The organism is Paenibacillus helianthi, assembly GCF_001909055.1.
In the GTDB taxonomy this organism is placed as follows: domain Bacteria; phylum Bacillota; class Bacilli; order Paenibacillales; family Paenibacillaceae; genus Paenibacillus_AQ; species Paenibacillus_AQ helianthi.
On sequence record NZ_LVWI01000081.1, the window covers coordinates 63,264 to 80,969 of the forward strand.

Sequence of the window (17,706 nt, forward strand, 5' to 3'; positions counted from 1 at the left end):
ATTACAGTAATACTAAGCTTTATGCCTTATTTGGTCAACTGTTCCATTTGTTCGATCACGCTTTCGAAGACACTCATCGCTTCGCGGATCGGTGCAGGTGAAGACATGTCAACGCCTGCCTTGGAGAGAATGTTGATCGAATAATCGCTGCCGCCGCTCTTCAGGAAGCCGAGATATTTATCTACCGCCGGTTTGCCTTCTTCCAGAATCTGCTTGGCGAAGCTGGTAGCCGCGGAGAAGCCGGTAGCATATTTGTAGACATAGAAGCTGTTGTAGAAATGAGGAATCCGTGCCCATTCCATTTCGATTTCCTTATCTACCACCATATCCTTGCCGTAGTACTTGACGTTAAGGTTATAGTAGATTTCTGACAGATCCTGAGGTGTCAGGGATTCGCCTTCTTCAGCACGCTGGTGGATGATTTTCTCGAATTCAGCGAACATGGTTTGCCGGAACACCGTAGTGCGGAACTGGTCGGCATAATAAGTAAGCAGGTACATTTTTTCCTTCGGATCGGTTGACTTCTTCAGCAGATAATCCATCAGGAGTGCTTCGTTGGTAGTGGAAGCTACTTCTGCGAGGAAAATTGTATACTGTGCATCCCGGTATTTCAGCGTGTTGTCCGAATAGTAGGAATGCAGGGCGTGGCCCATTTCATGAGCCAGTGTGAACATGCTGTTCAGGTTGTCGTTATGGTTCAGCAGCACATAAGGATGGGTACCGTAGGCTCCCCAGCTGTAAGCGCCAGTGCGTTTATTCTCATTTTCGTAGACATCAATCCAGCCCTTGTCATAACCTTCCTGCAGCACACCCAGATAGTCCTCGCCGAGTGGTTTCAGGCCTTCTTTGGTAATCTTCTTGGCTTCTTCAAAAGTGATATCCAGCTTGTATTCGTCCACGAGCGGTGCGAACAGGTCATACATATGTAGCTCGTCAACACCCATCAGCTTCTGGCGCAGCTTCATGTAACGGTGCATCAGCGGCAGGCTCTCATGAATGGTATCGATTAGGTTCGTGTAGACCTCTTTGGGGATGTTGTCACCATAGAGCGACATTTCCAGAACAGAGGGATATTTACGGACACGCGAGTAAAAGACATTTTTGTTGACGTTTGCGCTTAGCGTGGCAGCAATTGTATTTTTTTGCTTACCGTATGTCTCATACACCGCTTTGAAAGCATTTTTGCGGACCTCACGGTCGGGACTCTCGAGGAACTGAATGTAGCTGCCATGCGTCAACTCTACTTCCTTGCCTTCCTCATTCTTGATCTTCGGGAACTTAAGGTCCGCATTGTTCAGCATACTGAACACGGTTTGCGGCGCTTGGGCAAGCGTACCCACCTGGGCCAGGAGAGCTTCCTCCGCTTTGGACAGAACATGCGCTTTCTCGCGCTTCATTTCCGTCAAGGTGAAGGTGTAGTCCGACAGGGAAGGGTCGGCAATGAACTGGTCGAGCTTCTCATTTGGCAGGGCAAGGATTTCCGGTGTGACAAAAGAAAGAGCTTCCCCGGCTTCCACTCCAAGCTTCTTCGCTTTTTGGGAGAGGGCCTGATAGGTTGGGGCAGCCGTATCCTCGTCCTGGCGCATGTGCGCGTAGACATAGAGGCGTTCGGTCAGCAGGGACAGCTTATCGTCGAGCTCAAAGCATTTTTTGAGTGCTTCGGGAGAGTCAAGCTTGCCCTGGAAATCGGCCGCGCCATTAATAAGCTCCTTGACTTCCTTATATTCTGCATCCCATTGCTCCTGTGAGGCGAACATATCCTCAAGCTTCCAGCGGTTTTCGGCGGGCACTTCACTTCTCTTCAATAATTGTTCCATAGAAATCCTCCTCGGATGATGGGATGTAATAGGCATATTCTTCTGCGGTGCCGCATAAGCAGCGGGATCGCCCGGCAGCAGGCTTAAGGCAAGCAGAAGCGGGAGGGACTTGACAGCAAAGGACATAACGGAAGCCTCCTTAACACTTTAAGGTTGACTTAGTATGCCCTCCCAAATCCTGATTATGAATGATCCAGCCTCAGAAGCTATGCCACCAAGCTATAAATAATGAAGATAAAAGCCATGGCAATGAGAATGACCGCAGTCAGGGCCATGCCGCGCTTGAGGCGCGGCGGCACTTTTTCCTTGCCCATGATCAGTACTGCTCCAAGACAGAGAACAACAATAATGAAAATAACTAAATTCTCGTTATCCATTCCCGGCTAGACCTGTTTGAAGGCAGCAATGATATTTTTGTACTCTTCTTCATTATCTTTATACGATTCTTTGTTGAAACGGTTGTTGACCCATTGCATCATAGCTGGACGGCTCATAAAGGTATGCGTTTCTTCTCCCCATTGATCAGAAATTTCGCGGAGAACAATATAGCGCCCCTGAACTTCTACCGTCATCATATTCCATTTGTCTGTTTTGTATATTTCATGTTTTTTGATCATTATCAATACCACCCTGGCGATTTTTGGCTTTTGGCTCAATGATAACGCACGGGGGAAGTGAAAAGCAAATATTATCACTGGAGAAGGGAAATGATGGATTGATTTGGAGGTATAGTTGGGGTATAATGTAAGCATTCGTCATATATGGCGGTATTTTTAGGAGGTTGTTCATTTGAAAGGTACAGTAAAATGGTTTAACGCAGAAAAAGGCTATGGTTTTCTTCAAGTAGAAGGCGGCGAAGATGTATTCGTTCACTTCTCAGCAATTCAAGGCGACGGATTCAAGACTTTGGATGAAGGCCAAGCGGTAGAATTCGATATTACTGACGGTAACCGTGGTCCTCAAGCAGCTAACGTAGTTAAACTATAATAAACGGCTGGACAGTTTGTCTGTCAGTCACAACATATATTTTTGGAATGGCAACACTTGCAAGAGTGATAACCAGCAACTTCAAAGCACACAGTTCTTTCGGGAACTGTGTTTTTTTATTTTACTTGTTAGAGCAACGAAGGGCCGCCGGTAGCAAGAAGTGCAGCCCCTTGATAGAATTAATTGCCTTTGCGGCGGGAATAACGGGCGATACTGAAGCCAGTGTCCACCAGGTGCTTGGATAAAAAACCGACGAAGGCGAGCAGCGAGAAGCTCATCGCCACCACATAGAATACCGTCCGTCCAGCATCCTCATAGAGGAACCCGCCAAATGTTCCGCTGAGCAGACCTGCCGCACTCGACCATACAACTGTGAAGATAGCCATGCCGGTTGCACGGAGATGATCGGGGATAATGCGCGTAATGTACCGGACGGCTGTCACGTAGTATATGCCAAATGAAATGCTGTGCATGGCCTGTATAGCAATCACAGTACCGGGTTCATTCGCCAAGGACATGAACAGGAACCGTGCAGCAAACATCAGACTGGCAAAAGCGAGCAGCGGCAGCTCTTTGAATTTGTCACCGTATTTGCTCAGGACGAAAAAAACGGGAATTTCACTCAAGGCTGAAGCCAGCAGCGACCAGCCGATAATTTCATCTCCGGCATTCATGGCTTTGAGGCTGAGTGTTAAGAAGGCTTCATTCATCCGGTATCCGATCGCAAGCACGAAGACACTGCCGAAGAACCATAGGACTTCCTTTTGCAGCAAAATCTGTTTCAGTCCTCCACGCTTAAGCGGCTCCTCTTCGGAACCGGCGATCATGGCCTTGTTGTTTTCTTCGGTCCGTTTGACATCCTTCAGTCCAAAGGTAATGAGTAGCGCAATCACTACGATTACTATGCAGACCGCTATGCTGGACGATGAGCCCAGAGCTCTCAGCACATATCCGATGGTCAGTGCGAAGAAGGAGTAGCCAAGTGATCCGAATACCCGGATCGTAATGAAGTTGCGCCCGTGGCGCTGGGCAATTTTGATCGCCATCGTATCCGCAAGCGGGAATAACGGGTAATAGAAGAAATAGAAAAGGGACAAAATAAACATCACGGCCCCAAAATCCGTAGTTCTTGCCAGCAGCAGTGCGGTAACCAGTTGGCCGGCCAGAAGAATGGCCAAGATTTTTTTGATGGTGCCCAGCCTGTCACTCATCATGCTCCAGAACAGGTTGGACAGAATGGAGATCAGCGGTCCTATAGAATACAGGATTCCGATCTGGGGACTGCTGAAACCAAGGTGAGTATAAAATAATGGGAAATAAGATACTACCAGCACACTTGTGCCGTAGAGTGTGAACATAAAGGATCGCAGCCAGTTTTGATCGCTGTACTGGCCTCCGGTCCGTCCTGATAACATGAAATTGCACTCCTCCGAATATGAGATACGGCTTCGTAATCCATACTTTAGTGTTGAACGCGTTCTAGTATAGCACAATGCAAACGCCGGATGTCCGCAGAAATCAGGAGATTTCTGAATCTTTCAGCGTTTTGCGAAAGTGATTTTGTTGTTTGTACAAATACGCTCTGCATATTATAATAATGATGATTTGGATAAGGAGACAACAATGTGGAGGCACTGTCATTGAATGAATTTGAGCAAGGCCGTTACCTTAGCCCACGCGGCCCAATCGGGCTGATGAGCAGGGTCTACAAGTACGTGCTGCCGGAAGTGCGGGAATGTCTCCATTTCTGGCGCCAGGATGCGGAAGGGATTCCCGACCCCGAGCTACGGAAGCAAGCGCTTGCCAGCATTGAGACCAAAGAGTTTCACTGCCAGGGTGGCGGAATATATGCCGCCGGCAATTTGTCGATGAGACATATACTGATTCCGCTTATTGTTGCTTATCAAACGATCAGTGATTATTTGGACAACCTGTGTGACCGCAGCACATCTCTTGATCCTGCCGATTTCAGGCTGCTGCATCAATCCATGCTGGATGCCATTAACCCTAAGGCTGAGCTTGGTAATTACTATGCGCTTCGCACTGAACAGAATGACGGAGGATATCTGCACAGACTTGTCCGCAAATGCCAGGAGATGACTGCACTCTTACCCGGCTATGCTGCCGCAGCTGAAGAAGTGCATGGTTTGGCTGTGCTGTATACGGATTTGCAGGTCTATAAGCACATCCGACCCGATCTCAGGGAGGCTGCCCTGAAGGAATGGTGGGAGGTGGAAGGCAAGCGGGCCCCGCATTTGCAGTGGAATGAGTTTGCGGCGGCAACAGGCTCAACCCTCGGCGTATTTATGCTGTTTTTGGCTTCATGCGACCCCAAGCTGAGCACATCGGCAGCGGCCTCCATTCGGGCGGCATACTTTCCGCATTTATGCGGTTTGCACATTATGCTGGATTACCTGATCGATCAGGATGAGGACCGGGCTGGCGGGGATCTCAATTTCTGCAATTATTATGACAATAGTGATACCATGCTGAATCGGATCGCTTCCATTGTGGAGTGGGCCCGCAGGGATGTCCGGAATCTACCCGAGACCTCAATGCATCGCATGGTCATCGAGGGCTTGCTGGCACTTTATTTATCCGATCCGAAAGTCAGCGAACAGCGGGAGGTTCGCTCAGTATCCAGACGTCTGATGAGAAGAAGTCCTCTGACAAGATTATTCTTCTTCGTGAACAGCCGCTGGATACGCAGACATATGTATTAGAGGCTGCGGGGCGTTATTCTGATCAAGAACGGGCTCCGCACAATTTTAAGGAGGAACTAACAGGATGGCAAACGTAAAAAAAATCGCAGTATTAACCAGTGGAGGAGATTCGCAGGGCATGAATGCCGCTGTACGCGCAGTAGTACGTAGTGCAATCTACTACGGTATTGAAGTGTTCGGAATCCAGCGTGGATACCAGGGCCTGCTGAACCGTGACATTTTCCCTATGGATCTGCGCAGTGTCGGTGATATTATCCAGCGCGGAGGCACCATTCTCCAATCGGCCCGCTGCCTCGAGTTTGTGACCCCCGAAGGTCAGCAAAAGGGTGCGGATATCCTGAACGAGATGGGAATTGACGGATTGGTTGTTATCGGCGGAGACGGCTCTTATAAGGGAGCTAACAAACTTAGCAAGCTTGGCATTAATACTATGGCTTTGCCGGGTACCATCGATAATGATATTTCGTTCACCGACTATACCATTGGCTTTGATACTGCGGTAGGTGTTGTAGTTGATGCCATCAATAAGCTTCGTGATACGATGTCCTCGCATGAGCGTTCATCGATCGTAGAAGTTATGGGCCGCCACTGCGGGGATATTGCACTACATGCCGGTCTTGCTTCCGGAGCCGAAACGATTCTAGTACCGGAAATGCCTTATGATCTGAACGAAGTAGCCGACCGTATGCGCGACAACTTTGCCAGAGGTAAACGTCACAGTATCGTAATTGTCGCTGAAGGTGTAGGCAAGGGCGAAGATGTGGCTCAGGCGCTGAAAGACCGCCACGCCTCCCTGGACGCGCGCGTTACAGTTCTTGGACATATTCAGCGTGGAGGTACTCCGACTCCAGGAGACCGTAATCTGGCCAGCCGTTTAGGCGACTTTGCTGTACGTTCCCTGATCGAAGGTCAGTCTGACAAAGCTTGCGGCATTATCAAGGGTGAGCTTACGCTTACAGACATCGATCTGGTTGTTAATACCAAAAAAGACTTTGATACCGAGCTTTACGAGCTGGCATCCCGTCTTTCCCAATAGTCTTATAGATATTTTTCATCAAGGCCGCCTAGCGAAGGCGGTCTTTTTTACACTTGACTATATACCCCCGCCCGTATATTATATACCCCATAGGGTATATAAATGAGGAGGCAAACGGAATGAGTAAGAGAATTGTAATTGTTGGCGGTGTAGCGGGCGGGGCTTCAGCGGCTGCCCGTCTGCGGAGATTGAATGAACAAGACGAGATTATCCTGGTGGAGCGGGGAGAGCATGTCTCTTTTGCCAATTGCGGACTTCCATATTACATTGGAGAAACTATAGACTCCAGGGAGAAGTTGTTCCTCCAGACTCCCAAGGGGATACAGCAGAGATTTAATATCGATGTACGGACATTGACTGAGGTTACAGCCATTGATCGTGAGAGCAAGCAAGTGTTTTCCCGTAATGTGATCACAGGTGAAGTTGTTCAGATTCCTTACGATATTCTGATCCTGTCTCCCGGTGCACGACCGGTTGTTCCTCAAATTCCTGGGATCACCAGTGCGGATAATCTGTTCACACTGAGAAACATTCCAGATACAGACCGGATCAAGGCATATGTCGATCATCAGCATCCGAAGCACGCAACGGTTATCGGAGCTGGATTTATCGGGCTGGAAATGGCGGAGAATCTGCGGGAACGCGGGCTTGAAGTGACGGTAATTGACCGGGGTACACAGATATTGAACCCGCTTGATCCCGAAATGGCACGACCGGTTGAAGAACACATGCGGTTGAACGGAGTGGAGCTCCGGTTGAATGAGGGTGTGGAGGCGATCATAGAGGGTGGCCGATTGCTACAGCTCGCATCTGGTACGACTTTTGCTACGGATATGATTATTCTAGCCATTGGAGTTACACCGGAGAATGAGCTGGCCAGAAACAGTGGACTGGAGCTGGGAGTCCGGGGGGCTGTAAAAGTTACCGCCACACTGCAGACAAGTGATCCTGCGATCTATGCAGTAGGGGATGTTATTGAAGTCAGAGATAAAGTTCAAGGCTTTGAAACCATGGTATCACTCGCTTGGGGCGCCAACCGTCAGGGCCGTCTTGCCGCAGATCATATCAATGGCCGGTCCATTGCTTATGAAGGCGCTTTGGGCACAGCAATTATCAAAACCTTTGGCTTGACCTCGGCCCTTACCGGGAATAATGAGAAAACACTGAAATCTCTGGGAGTTCCATATGAAGCCATACACATCCACCCAAATTCACATGCGGGCTATTACCCAGGTGCAGCCCCAATTGCTATTAAACTGCTGTTCAGCCCCCAGACAGGAGAAATATTTGGGGCTCAGGCAGTGGGAAGTGAAGGCGCCGACAAACGGATTGATGTGATTGCTACGGCTATCCGGGGAAAGCTCAGAGCAGACGAACTGGCGGATATAGAGCTGGCCTACGCGCCACCGTATTCTTCTGCCAAAGACCCCGTGAATATGGCCGGATATGTTGCTTCTAATGTAATGGAAGGTATGGTGAAGAATCTTCAATGGTACCAAGTGGATGACTTCACCCGGTCCGGGGGGCTTATTATCGACGTCAGAGATGAGGTGGAGCGTCTTGCCGGTTATATTCCCGGTTCCATCAACATCCCTCTTTCCGAGCTGAGAAACCGCCTTACTGAAATACCTTCTGATCAAAAGCTTGCGGTATCCTGCCAAGTCGGTCTCAGAGGGTATATCGCGGCAAGAATGCTGATGCAGTATGGATACGATGTGCAAAATGTTGACGGAGGCTATAAAACCTACGCTGTGATGGCCATAGACAGAGGTGTAGATCCAGAAGGAGAAAAGAAAAATCGGATTAATGTTCCAGAAGTTTCCAGTCCTACTGAACAGCGGCTTATGCTGGATGCTTGCGGATTGCAGTGCCCTGGCCCTATACTCAAAGTATACGAGACCGTGAAGTCTATGGAAGAGGGACAGCAGCTTGAAATTGTAGCAACAGATTTTGGTTTTGCCGCGGATATCCGGCAGTGGTGTCTCAAGACGCAGAATACACTGGAATCCTTGGATGTGTCAGGGGGCAAGGTTCAGGCCCTTGTGCGTAAAGGAATTCAAAAGCCAGTGGAGGCAGATGCGGCTCCTCTTACCTCAACAGCTGAGAAGGAAGGAACGTCTATGGTTATCTTCAGCGGGGATCTGGATAAGGCGATCGCTTCGTTCATTATTGCCTCCGGGGCAGCTGCTATGGGCAAGCAAGTCACGATGTTCTTCACCTTTTGGGGATTAAATCTGTTGCGTCGCGAGCAGGCTCCAGAGGTTCACAAAAAGGGACTGGACAAAATGTTTGGCATGATGATGCCTCAAGGTACCCGTAAATTGTCCCTCTCCAAAATGAATATGGGCGGTCTCGGGGCAAAACTGATCCGGCACACCATGAAACGAAAGAATGTGGACTCTCTTGAACAGCTGATGTCGGGGGCCATCCATGCAGGTGTAAAGCTGATGGCCTGTACAATGAGTATGGATATCATGGGAATCAAGCAGGAGGAATTAATAGCAGGCGTTGAATTTGGCGGCGTCGCCAGTTACCTAGGGGCCGCTGAGGATTCAGGCGTCAATTTGTTCATCTAAAGGAAGTGTATAGCAATGGAATATGATAAAGGGATCAAGAATAGACTGAAACGCATTGAAGGACAAGTTCGGGGCGTGTTAAGTATGCTGGAAGAAGGACAAGACTGCAGGGAGATTGTTATCCAGCTCACCGCAATACGAACAGCCGTAGACCGTACGGTAGGTGCCGTCATCGGAGCCAACCTGGAGCATTGTATCCAGGAGGAGCTACAGCAAGGGAATTCGCCCAATCAAGTCATTCAAGAGGCGGTAGAACTGCTGGTGAAAAGCCGATAACTAAAAGAACAGCTACGGAATTGATTCCGCGCTGTTCTTTTTTGTTATATCCGGGCAGTATTGGTTTTGGTATGTCCGTACTGGCGCTGTACTTTGACAAGACGGGACAGCAGGAGGATAGCCCCGATGGCTAACCCGGTGATCAGGCCAATCCAGTATCCGTAAGCACCTAAATCTGTATAGGTTGCGAGTAGATATCCCGTGGGTAGACCGATTACCCAGTAAGCAACAAAACAGATAATAAAAGCCGGATTCACATCCTTGTAGCCCCGAAGTACCCCTTGTGTAGGAGTGGCAATTGCATCGGAAATCTGAAAGAAAATGGCGTAAATTAGGAAATGCTGAATAAGTGAAATGACCTCGGGCTCATCTGAATACAAGCCGGCGACGTGATTACCTGCGAATAGCAGCACGAGAGCTGTAACCAGAGAGAGTACAGCAGCAGTCCCGATACCCATAATTCCGTATTGCCGGGCATCCTTCAATCTGCCGGACCCGCTCTCAAAGCCGACGAGGATCGTCAGGCTCATGCAAATGCTCAGCGGGATCATATACAATGTGGAGGCAAAATTAATTGCCGCTTGATGGGCAGCAATGGTTACGGTATCGAACCGGCTCATCAGTAGCGTAACTGCGGAGAAGACTGCCGTTTCGAAGAAAATAGAGAAGCCGATGGGTACTCCGATCTTAAGCAGTTCTTTGAAGCTCCGCCGGGACATGGAGTAGAATCTGCGGAACAATTGCAGACTGCGGAACGGCTCGGACCGATAGACGAAGAACAGAGAGATGGCAAAAATCACCCAATAGGTTATAGCTGATGCAACGCCTGCACCAACGCCGCCAAGACGGGGGAATCCAAATTTTCCAAAAATCAGTAGATAGTTGAGGCCTACATTTACCGGTAATGCAATTAGCGTGATGAACATAGAAACCCTTGTCTGCCCGAGAGCATCAATACAGCTGCGAATTACGGTGTAACCAAACAGCGGAATGATTCCTACGGAGATGGCGCAGAGGAAACGGAAGGCAATATCACGCACCTGTGGTTCCAGGTTCATGAAATCAAGTACAGGCGATAGGGCAAACGCACCGAATACCAGCACCAAGAGCGATATGAGCAGGGACAGCCACATGCCTTGAGTAACCTGATAAGCTACGTCTTTTTCATTTTTACTTCCCATCAAATGAGATACTATGGGTGTAATCCCCATGAGGATACCGCTGAGTCCGGTTTGGATGGGAATCCACAGGCTGGTTCCAATCGCTACGCCGGCCAAGTCATTCGTGCCATATTTGCCTGACATATTCGTATCAAAAAAAGTGATGGCGGACAACGCAACCTGTGTAATAAGGATAGGAAATAAAATATACAGGAATTGTCTAGCCTTTTGCTTCATTGAAGTCGTGGGTATCATTGTATATAAGCCTCTTCATTCTTATATTTAATTTCCGGGACCAATCCCAGTAAAATGACCCCACAATGTGGGGTCTATAATGGATGCTTGTAAAATAAGAATTCTAAAATGGCAGAAAACTTTTTTCTTATTTTTCGTAATCTACACCGGAAGTATAACGGTTATTGGCATTCCAGAGCAGGAATTCATCGACGTTCTTTTCTTTTAGGGCACGTATCTGGTCCTCAACCTGCTGTTTGCCATATTTGACATAATGCCCGCTTCCGAGCCAGCTTGCGGTGAAGTCCTGAATCCAGGGACGGATGATTGGTTTGAAGCTGCCTAGGGGATCAAGCTTCTTATGTGTATCCACCATGGAGCCTTTGATAGTGGCGTATGGGTTCTTATCCGGATCTTTCACATCAAACCAGCCGGTTGAGTAGTGGCTTGGATAGACCATTGGGCTGATAACATCGACATTCTTGGAGATTTTTACAAAGTCCTGGCCGATGCCTTCCGCAGCAGGGACAGAGGCTGCATAGCCAAAAATATCAACCGAAACACGTACGCCGAGCGGGCTAAGTTCGGTTTTGGCATATTTAACAAAATCAGAAATGATCTCTACCCGTGGACGGTCGCTTTTTGTGTATTTGAGTGTGTCTGCGCGTTTTTCGAAGCCTTCAGGAAAACGAACATAATCGAACTGGATTTCCTTGAAGCCGAGTTTGGCGGCTTCTTTGGCGATATCTACGTTGTATTTCCATACATCCTGATTATATGGATTCACGAAGCTGTCTCCGCCCTTATTGGTCCATACTGAACCATTGGCAGTAACAAAGGACATCTCAGGTTTTTTCTTGGCGAGTACGGAATCCTTGAATACAACAATCCGTGCAATGGGGTAGACGTTATGCTTCTTCAAACGTTCCATCAGTTTGTTGATGTCACCAATGAACGGCTGAGGATGGCCCATCTGCTGAAGCTCTGCGTTATCTGTTTTATATGTGATGTATCCGGCATCGTCTTTAATATCAATGACCATAGAATTCAGCTCGGTTTGGTCGAGCAGGTTGAGCAAAGTCTCCATCCGGGATCCACCAGCGCTATAGGCTGTTACGTAAATGCCTTTGACCTTAGGGGCATCCGGCTGAGGATCGGTTAGAAGTGCGGTGTCTGTAGCACCCGGGGAAGCTTCGGCGTCCGGCGTAGCGCCTGGAGCAGGTGTTGCTTCGTTTCCTCCCGCGGTGTTCGGTGAAGCGTTAGGATTTGATGAGTGCTGTGCGGCGATGGATGGGTTTATGGCGGACTGTAGTGCGGCGGTCACGTCGGCTTCGTGTGAATTATGCTGTACGCCGACGCTTCCCAGAGCCATCATCAGTAGAGCCCAGGTGATATTCATTTGTTATTCTCTCCCTTTATGTACATTCCCTTAAAGTATAAAGGAACGGCAGCGTCCAAAAAGAACAGACTTGTAACAATCCCCGTAATTTTGTTCGCATAAAAACCGTTCTTGTTGTTTATAAACGGGATGTACAGATTTTAAACCATACAATTCATAAGAATGATTGCCCTGGCCTTTAAAAAGGTGGTACCTAAAGCTTTAAAAAAGTAAATGCCGCTCGGGTCCGGCCACGGCCGAATCCAAAGCGGCAACTATTAAAACGGGTTCCAAGCATTTTACTTATTGAAGATACGCAGAATTCTGATGCTCGTAAATGCTGTAATGGATAATATCCATCGCATCTTCCGGTTCCAGAATACTCAGACCGTCACGCAGAACAATCACAGAGTTCAATTCATCCTGCTTCAGAAAAGGTATCATATCCGGATACCATCTCATGACGATTGCTGACAGTTTTACCGTTTCCATTTCCACAACAATCACCCTTTCCTTTTTCGAATAGTGCTGAATTGAATTCAGGTTTCATCGGAAAACGAAGTGCCAGGAAAAAAGAGGGTAAATCACAATCTTCATGAAATTTGTAAGGTCCTGCGTGAGTCTAATATATCATAATTTTAAAGTATGCGCATTTTTTTTGAGCCTATCTTTTGCGGAAGGAACCCATTACCCCAACTGTTTCTACGATGTTCACAAAAGCCTGCGGGTCACTGTTTTTGATAATCCGCTTTAATTCAGCCAGCTCATAACGTGTAGTCACTGTCATTAGCATGTCCCGCTCCACATGAGAATAAGCACCTTCAGTTTTAATCTTTGTCACTCCGCGCTGCAGTCCAAGAAGCTGTTGAAGCAGTTCATCGGTGCGTGTGGTTACAATGTAAACCGTCACTTTAATGTGGCTGACGTGAATCAGATCCACGACCTTGCCTGACACGTAAATAGAAACCATCGATGCCAGTGCTAAATTCCAATTGTTGTCAAAATAGGCTGCAGTTAGAATGACAAGCCCATTCAGTCCAACGAGCACATTACCAATTGGAAAGTCACGGTGCTTAATAATTATGGAGCCCAGAATATCGAAGCCCCCTGAAGAACCGCCCACCCGGAAGGATACACCGGCGCCGACACCAACAAGCACTCCCCCAAATACGGAGGCGAGTAACATATCTGAAGCTACAGTGGCCGTTGGGATTAAAGTCATAAGCCAGGTAGTAGCACCTACCGACAGGATACTCAGGACAATAAATCTCCGTCCGAGCTGAAACCAGCCTGCTACCAGTAAAGGTACATTGAACAACAGATACATTAAGCTGATATTGAACGGGGTAAAGTATCCGACCAACATGGCCAGCCCTGAAACTCCTCCGCTCAGCAGTCTGTGAGGAATTAAAAACAGGTTAAAGCCGCATGCAATCATCGCTGAACCGAAGATAATTGCAAGGTAATTCCCGATTTGTTTTAGTCTTGACAAGCAAATTCACCTCTGACGCGTAATGTAAGTAATGAAAGTAAGGAATACACTGGTATTCCTAATCGGGTTTGTGATATAATGTATAGGATATTCTTGAGTAGGACGTTACAATAGTGTTTTTTGCATTGATTAGAGTGCAAGAACACAATTGTTCAGGCATATTCACCCAGGCCTGATCAGGACATCTTTTGGTCCCAATGCGAGCTAAACCATGCAGAGAATCCGGCATGATTGGACAGCCTATAAATGTGTTTACCGCTACTTAAGAATACAGACAAGCATGTGGAATGTCCACTGTATAGAAGGAGCATGAATAATTTGAAAACATTCGCAGAATTCGGCTTGGAGCCAAAAGTGCTGCAAGCAATCACAGAGCTAGGATTTGAGGAATCTACACCCATTCAGGAGCAGGCTATCCCAATTGCAATGGCAGGATCGGACCTTATCGGCCAGGCACAGACAGGTACCGGTAAAACTGCTGCTTTTGGTATTCCCCTCATTTCCAAGATTCCCCGGGAAGAAGAGAAAATCGTAGCTCTCATAATGACACCGACCCGTGAGCTTGCCATTCAAGTCGCCGAAGAAATCGGCAAACTGACCCGTTTCAAAGGTCTCCGTTCCCTGGCTATTTACGGCGGTCAGGATATCGGCCGTCAAATCCGCGGTCTGAAAAAGAAACCGCAAATCATCATCGGTACACCGGGACGCCTTTTGGATCATATCAACCGCAAGACTATCCGTTTGGATGATGTTCAAACCATCGTCTTGGATGAAGCGGATGAAATGCTGGATATGGGATTCATGGAGGATATTCAATCGATCCTCAAGCTTGTACCAGAAGAACGCCAAACCATGCTGTTCTCAGCAACAATGCCCCCTAACATTCAACGTCTTGCCCAGCAGTTCCTGAAGAATCCACAACATGTTTCTGTAATTCCTAAGCAAATCAGTGCACCTTTGATTGATCAAGCTTACATCGAAGTGCCTGAACGGCAGAAATTTGAAGCGCTGAGCCGCTTGATTGACATGGAGTCTCCTGATCTGGCTATCGTATTCGGCCGTACCAAACGCCGGGTTGATGAGCTTGCTGAAGGATTGCAGAAACGTGGTTATTCTGCAGACGGCCTTCATGGTGACCTGTCCCAGAATCAGCGTGATGCTGTAATGCGCAAATTCCGCGATGGCAGCATTGACGTGCTTGTAGCTACCGACGTAGCGGCACGCGGTCTCGATGTTTCCGGCGTGACACATGTTATTAACTTTGACCTTCCACAGGATCCGGAGAGCTATGTACACCGTATCGGCCGTACTGGCCGCGCCGGCAAGGAAGGTACTGCCTGGTCTTTCGTGACGCCACGTGAGATGGATCACCTGCATTTGATTGAGCGTGTTACCCGTCACCGTATTACCCGCAAACCTCTTCCAACGATGGCTGAGGCTATCGAAGGCAAACAACGCATTACAGCTGAACGTTTGCTGGCAATGGTAGAAGACGGCGGTGAGCTGAACGAATACAAAGGCATTGCTATTCAGCTTCTGGAGCAATATGATTCAGTTCAACTGCTGTCTGCAGCAATGAAGCTGCTTACCGGTGACACCAAAGATGCTCAGATTGAATTGACACCGGAAGATCCTATCCGTGCTAAACGTCGTGGTGGCAAAAATGATATCCGCAGTGGACGCAAGCCTAACGGCGGATATGGCGGTAACCGCACAGGTTCAGGTACAGGTACAGGTACAGGCGGAGGATACAGAGGCAACCGTGACAATGCAAGCGGCGGCACCAGCGGCAGCAGCAGCAGTCGTGGCGGTTATAGCAGCGGCTACGGTAGCAATAGCAGCGGCGGATATGGCGGCGGCTACAAAGGCAACCGTGATTCCGGTGCGAGCCGTGATGCAGGCGCTGGACGCAGCAGTGACCGCAAACCATCCACACGCCCAAGCAGCACTAGCACACGCCCGGCTAAACGCGAAGATTACGATATTTAATTAGCAGGCCTGATAACACAAGAAGACGAGAAGCCTTTAGACGGCTCTCGTCTTCTTTTTGGTTTGTAGCAAGGTTTTATTTTTAGACAAAAGTACGAGTGATGATTACGAGCAGAATGAACAGTACGAGAATGGTCCCAGTGGAAGTCCAAGGATTGTAGCAGCCAGGTGCGGACATGAGGTCAACCTCCTTCAAAAGTTGTTGATTTGAGTGGTTACATTTCTAATATATGGACTCTCCGTCAAGGATGCATAGACATTAACCCAGAATCTCAAACTTGGGCGCTGGAAAAGTTCGGGTCAAATAAGGTATAGTTAAGATACGCAGTATGTGCGAGACAGACAGGAGGAAGGAAATTGGAGTTTAAGGGAGCAATGGGTGGTTTATATCGCATCACGGAGTGGATTTCGCGTATCGCCTTCAGTAATATTTTGTGGGCGTTATGTTCGGTTCCGTTTCTGTTCATGGCAGTAACTAAGATGATTATGCTGGGTTCAGGTGCAGGGGGCCCTAATGAACAGATCACACTCAACTGGGCACTGGGTATTTTGGCGCCTTTTACCGTATTTCCGGCAACGGCAGCACTGTTTACCGTTGTTCGCAAATGGGTTATGGGCAATACGGATGTAAGTACATTCCGCACTTTTTTTCAGGGGTATAAAGAGAATTATTTGAAGAGCATGCTAGGAGGGGCGATCTATACCCTGCTGTTCGTCGTTATGTATGTAGATGTGACCGTATACATGACTCAGATGGCCAATTTCAGAATTGTCGGTATATTGATGCTGGTGCTGATGATTATTTTGTTCGTCTCTATGTTTAATTTCTTCTCGATTGTGGTTCACTACCAAATGACCTTCAAAGAAGTGGTGACGAATTCGATACTGCTGACCATCGCCCGGCCGATCCGTGTGTTCTCGACACTTATTGGCTCAGCGGTTCTAGCCTACATAGGTTTGCGGTATACAGTGCTTTATGCCATTTGTATTCCTACACTGATTTCTATGCTGGCCTTCTTTAATTTCTATGCTACCTACAATAAGCTTCAGGAACAGGTGGAGAAGAAGAAGCAAGAGGAAGAGCTTGCGGCGCTTGAGGCAGCTGAGAGAGAAGCGGAAGACGATCTGGATGAAGATGAAGAAGATGAAGATGAAGAGAACGACAAAAGACCTCAAACGGATTTAACAAAACGATAATAAAAACCGGGATTTATAGGCGAAAACTGTATTCAAGTGTTAAATAAAGCGCATACAGGTTTACATTTTCGTCAAAACGCAATATAATAAGGGTAATTCCTGCGATGTACGTTACGGTTGCTCGTTGTTTTGAACCAATGATAATGTCTTGGGAGATCTATATGAAGCGCAGCTGAAATGCCCTGTCTATACGACTTGGGGAATTCAAAAACGACTTCTGCGGTCACCCACCTGCTCTAGCAGGTTCAGAAGACACTGTAGCCGGACGGCATAGGCGGGTTTTCTACTGTTATTGACAAGGTGCCCTGTTTTCCCGCTTTGTTGCGGATACGGGGTACCTTTTTGTGTATAAGAGCAATAACCCGAAAGTGAGCTATGCCCTTTTGTTCCGGGGTTAAGAATGTTACACTTAGACTAATGAACTTGGGATTTGAAGAGGGGGAAGTATTTTGTCGTTGAAAAGAACCTTGGTCGGATTATTTCGCAGTCATGACGGAACAAGCGACCGTGCTAAAGACCCGGCTTTAAAGACGCGTTATTACAATCTTTCAAGAGACAAGGCGTGGGATGAAGTATCCTCTACGCTTAAGAAGGTTCCTGGATTCAAAGTGCTTCATGAAGTGCAGTCTGTTGGCGAAATCACCCTGGAAAAAAGGACGGGCTTTGGGCGGACTCTTGATATCACGGTGTCAGTACTGAATACTTCTCCGGTACGCTGTGCCGTTGATATTTATTCGGCATCCAGAGGATCGCTTGGCGATTTGGGTGCCAACTACCGTGTTATTCAGCGCTTATACCAGACACTGGAGAAAAAGCTGGGCAAATATAAAGTGGACTAAGC

The 17,706-nt window shown here is 47.9% G+C and carries 17 protein-coding genes and 1 other RNA gene; 9 read left to right on the plus strand and 9 right to left on the minus strand.

The features are described from left to right. Window positions 1-26: 26 nt before the first annotated feature. From pepF to A3844_RS27360, 3 genes are all read right to left on the minus strand, one after another. On the minus strand, window positions 27-1,817 hold the full coding sequence (gene pepF / locus A3844_RS27355; RefSeq protein WP_074109146.1) for an oligoendopeptidase F: 1,791 nt from the start codon (window positions 1,815-1,817) through the stop codon (window positions 27-29). Between the two features lie 206 nt (window positions 1,818-2,023). Further along, window positions 2,024-2,194 carry a hypothetical protein gene (locus A3844_RS32905; protein ID WP_167374752.1) on the minus strand — a complete coding sequence of 57 codons (171 nt, stop codon included), beginning with the start codon at window positions 2,192-2,194 and terminating at the stop codon, window positions 2,024-2,026. 6 nt (window positions 2,195-2,200) lie between these two features. Further along, window positions 2,201-2,434: a hypothetical protein gene (locus A3844_RS27360; protein ID WP_074086091.1), complete on the minus strand. Its 234-nt coding sequence runs from the start codon at window positions 2,432-2,434 to the stop codon at window positions 2,201-2,203. A gap of 172 nt (window positions 2,435-2,606) precedes the next feature. On the opposite strand from A3844_RS27360, the gene A3844_RS27365 reads away from it, so the two are divergent. Beyond that, entirely contained in the window at window positions 2,607-2,804 is a 198-nt protein-coding gene (locus A3844_RS27365) for a cold shock domain-containing protein (protein ID WP_019911834.1), read from the plus strand. A gap of 179 nt (window positions 2,805-2,983) precedes the next feature. Here A3844_RS27365 and A3844_RS27370 read toward each other — a convergent pair whose 3' ends face one another. Further along, window positions 2,984-4,219, minus strand: coding sequence for an MFS transporter (locus A3844_RS27370; protein WP_074086092.1), 1,236 nt, complete (start codon window positions 4,217-4,219; stop codon window positions 2,984-2,986). A gap of 225 nt (window positions 4,220-4,444) precedes the next feature. On the opposite strand from A3844_RS27370, the gene A3844_RS27375 reads away from it, so the two are divergent. The 4 genes from A3844_RS27375 (at window position 4,445) to A3844_RS27390 (ending at window position 9,415) form a co-directional block, all read left to right on the plus strand. After that, a complete protein-coding gene (locus tag A3844_RS27375) occupies window positions 4,445-5,527 on the plus strand; it encodes a tetraprenyl-beta-curcumene synthase family protein (RefSeq protein ID WP_074086142.1) in 1,083 nt (360 codons plus the stop codon). 64 nt (window positions 5,528-5,591) lie between these two features. Next, window positions 5,592-6,563 carry a 6-phosphofructokinase gene (pfkA, locus tag A3844_RS27380; RefSeq protein ID WP_074086093.1) on the plus strand — a complete coding sequence of 324 codons (972 nt, stop codon included), beginning with the start codon at window positions 5,592-5,594 and terminating at the stop codon, window positions 6,561-6,563. A gap of 119 nt (window positions 6,564-6,682) precedes the next feature. After that, window positions 6,683-9,139, plus strand: a complete 2,457-nt coding sequence (locus tag A3844_RS27385; protein WP_074109102.1) for a CoA-disulfide reductase — start codon at window positions 6,683-6,685, stop codon at window positions 9,137-9,139. 15 nt (window positions 9,140-9,154) lie between these two features. Continuing rightward, complete coding sequence (locus tag A3844_RS27390; RefSeq protein WP_074086095.1) at window positions 9,155-9,415, plus strand: metal-sensitive transcriptional regulator; 261 nt, start codon at window positions 9,155-9,157, stop codon at window positions 9,413-9,415. Between the two features lie 44 nt (window positions 9,416-9,459). On the opposite strand, the gene A3844_RS27395 is transcribed toward A3844_RS27390, so the two are convergent. From A3844_RS27395 to A3844_RS27410, 4 genes are all read right to left on the minus strand, one after another. Next, window positions 9,460-10,830 (minus strand): MATE family efflux transporter, encoded by a 1,371-nt coding sequence (locus tag A3844_RS27395; protein WP_074109103.1) that lies wholly within the window; start codon window positions 10,828-10,830, stop codon window positions 9,460-9,462. A gap of 127 nt (window positions 10,831-10,957) precedes the next feature. Next, a complete protein-coding gene (locus tag A3844_RS27400) occupies window positions 10,958-12,208 on the minus strand; it encodes a putative glycoside hydrolase (protein ID WP_074101026.1) in 1,251 nt (416 codons plus the stop codon). A 282-nt stretch (window positions 12,209-12,490) separates the two neighbouring features. Next, window positions 12,491-12,679, minus strand: coding sequence for a hypothetical protein (locus A3844_RS27405; RefSeq protein ID WP_178382026.1), 189 nt, complete (start codon window positions 12,677-12,679; stop codon window positions 12,491-12,493). Window positions 12,680-12,851: 172 nt separating this feature from the next. Continuing rightward, the gene (locus tag A3844_RS27410; protein ID WP_074109104.1) at window positions 12,852-13,679 is read right to left on the minus strand and encodes a YitT family protein; all 828 of its coding nucleotides are present in this window, start codon (window positions 13,677-13,679) and stop codon (window positions 12,852-12,854) included. A gap of 318 nt (window positions 13,680-13,997) precedes the next feature. On the opposite strand from A3844_RS27410, the gene cshA reads away from it, so the two are divergent. Next, entirely contained in the window at window positions 13,998-15,668 is a 1,671-nt protein-coding gene (cshA, locus tag A3844_RS27415; RefSeq protein WP_074109105.1) for a degradosome RNA helicase CshA, read from the plus strand. A gap of 82 nt (window positions 15,669-15,750) precedes the next feature. On the opposite strand, the gene A3844_RS27420 is transcribed toward cshA, so the two are convergent. Next, window positions 15,751-15,846: a dihydroorotate dehydrogenase gene (locus A3844_RS27420; protein ID WP_074086101.1), complete on the minus strand. Its 96-nt coding sequence runs from the start codon at window positions 15,844-15,846 to the stop codon at window positions 15,751-15,753. Window positions 15,847-16,025: 179 nt separating this feature from the next. Between A3844_RS27420 and A3844_RS27425 the strand changes: the two genes are divergently transcribed. From A3844_RS27425 to A3844_RS27435, 3 genes are all read left to right on the plus strand, one after another. Continuing rightward, window positions 16,026-16,865, plus strand: coding sequence for a YesL family protein (locus tag A3844_RS27425; RefSeq protein ID WP_074109106.1), 840 nt, complete (start codon window positions 16,026-16,028; stop codon window positions 16,863-16,865). A gap of 93 nt (window positions 16,866-16,958) precedes the next feature. Then, window positions 16,959-17,150: non-coding RNA, 6S RNA (gene ssrS / locus A3844_RS27430), on the plus strand. A gap of 164 nt (window positions 17,151-17,314) precedes the next feature. Further along, a complete protein-coding gene (locus A3844_RS27435; protein WP_074086103.1) occupies window positions 17,315-17,704 on the plus strand; it encodes a DUF1499 domain-containing protein in 390 nt (129 codons plus the stop codon). Window positions 17,705-17,706 lie beyond the last annotated feature (2 nt).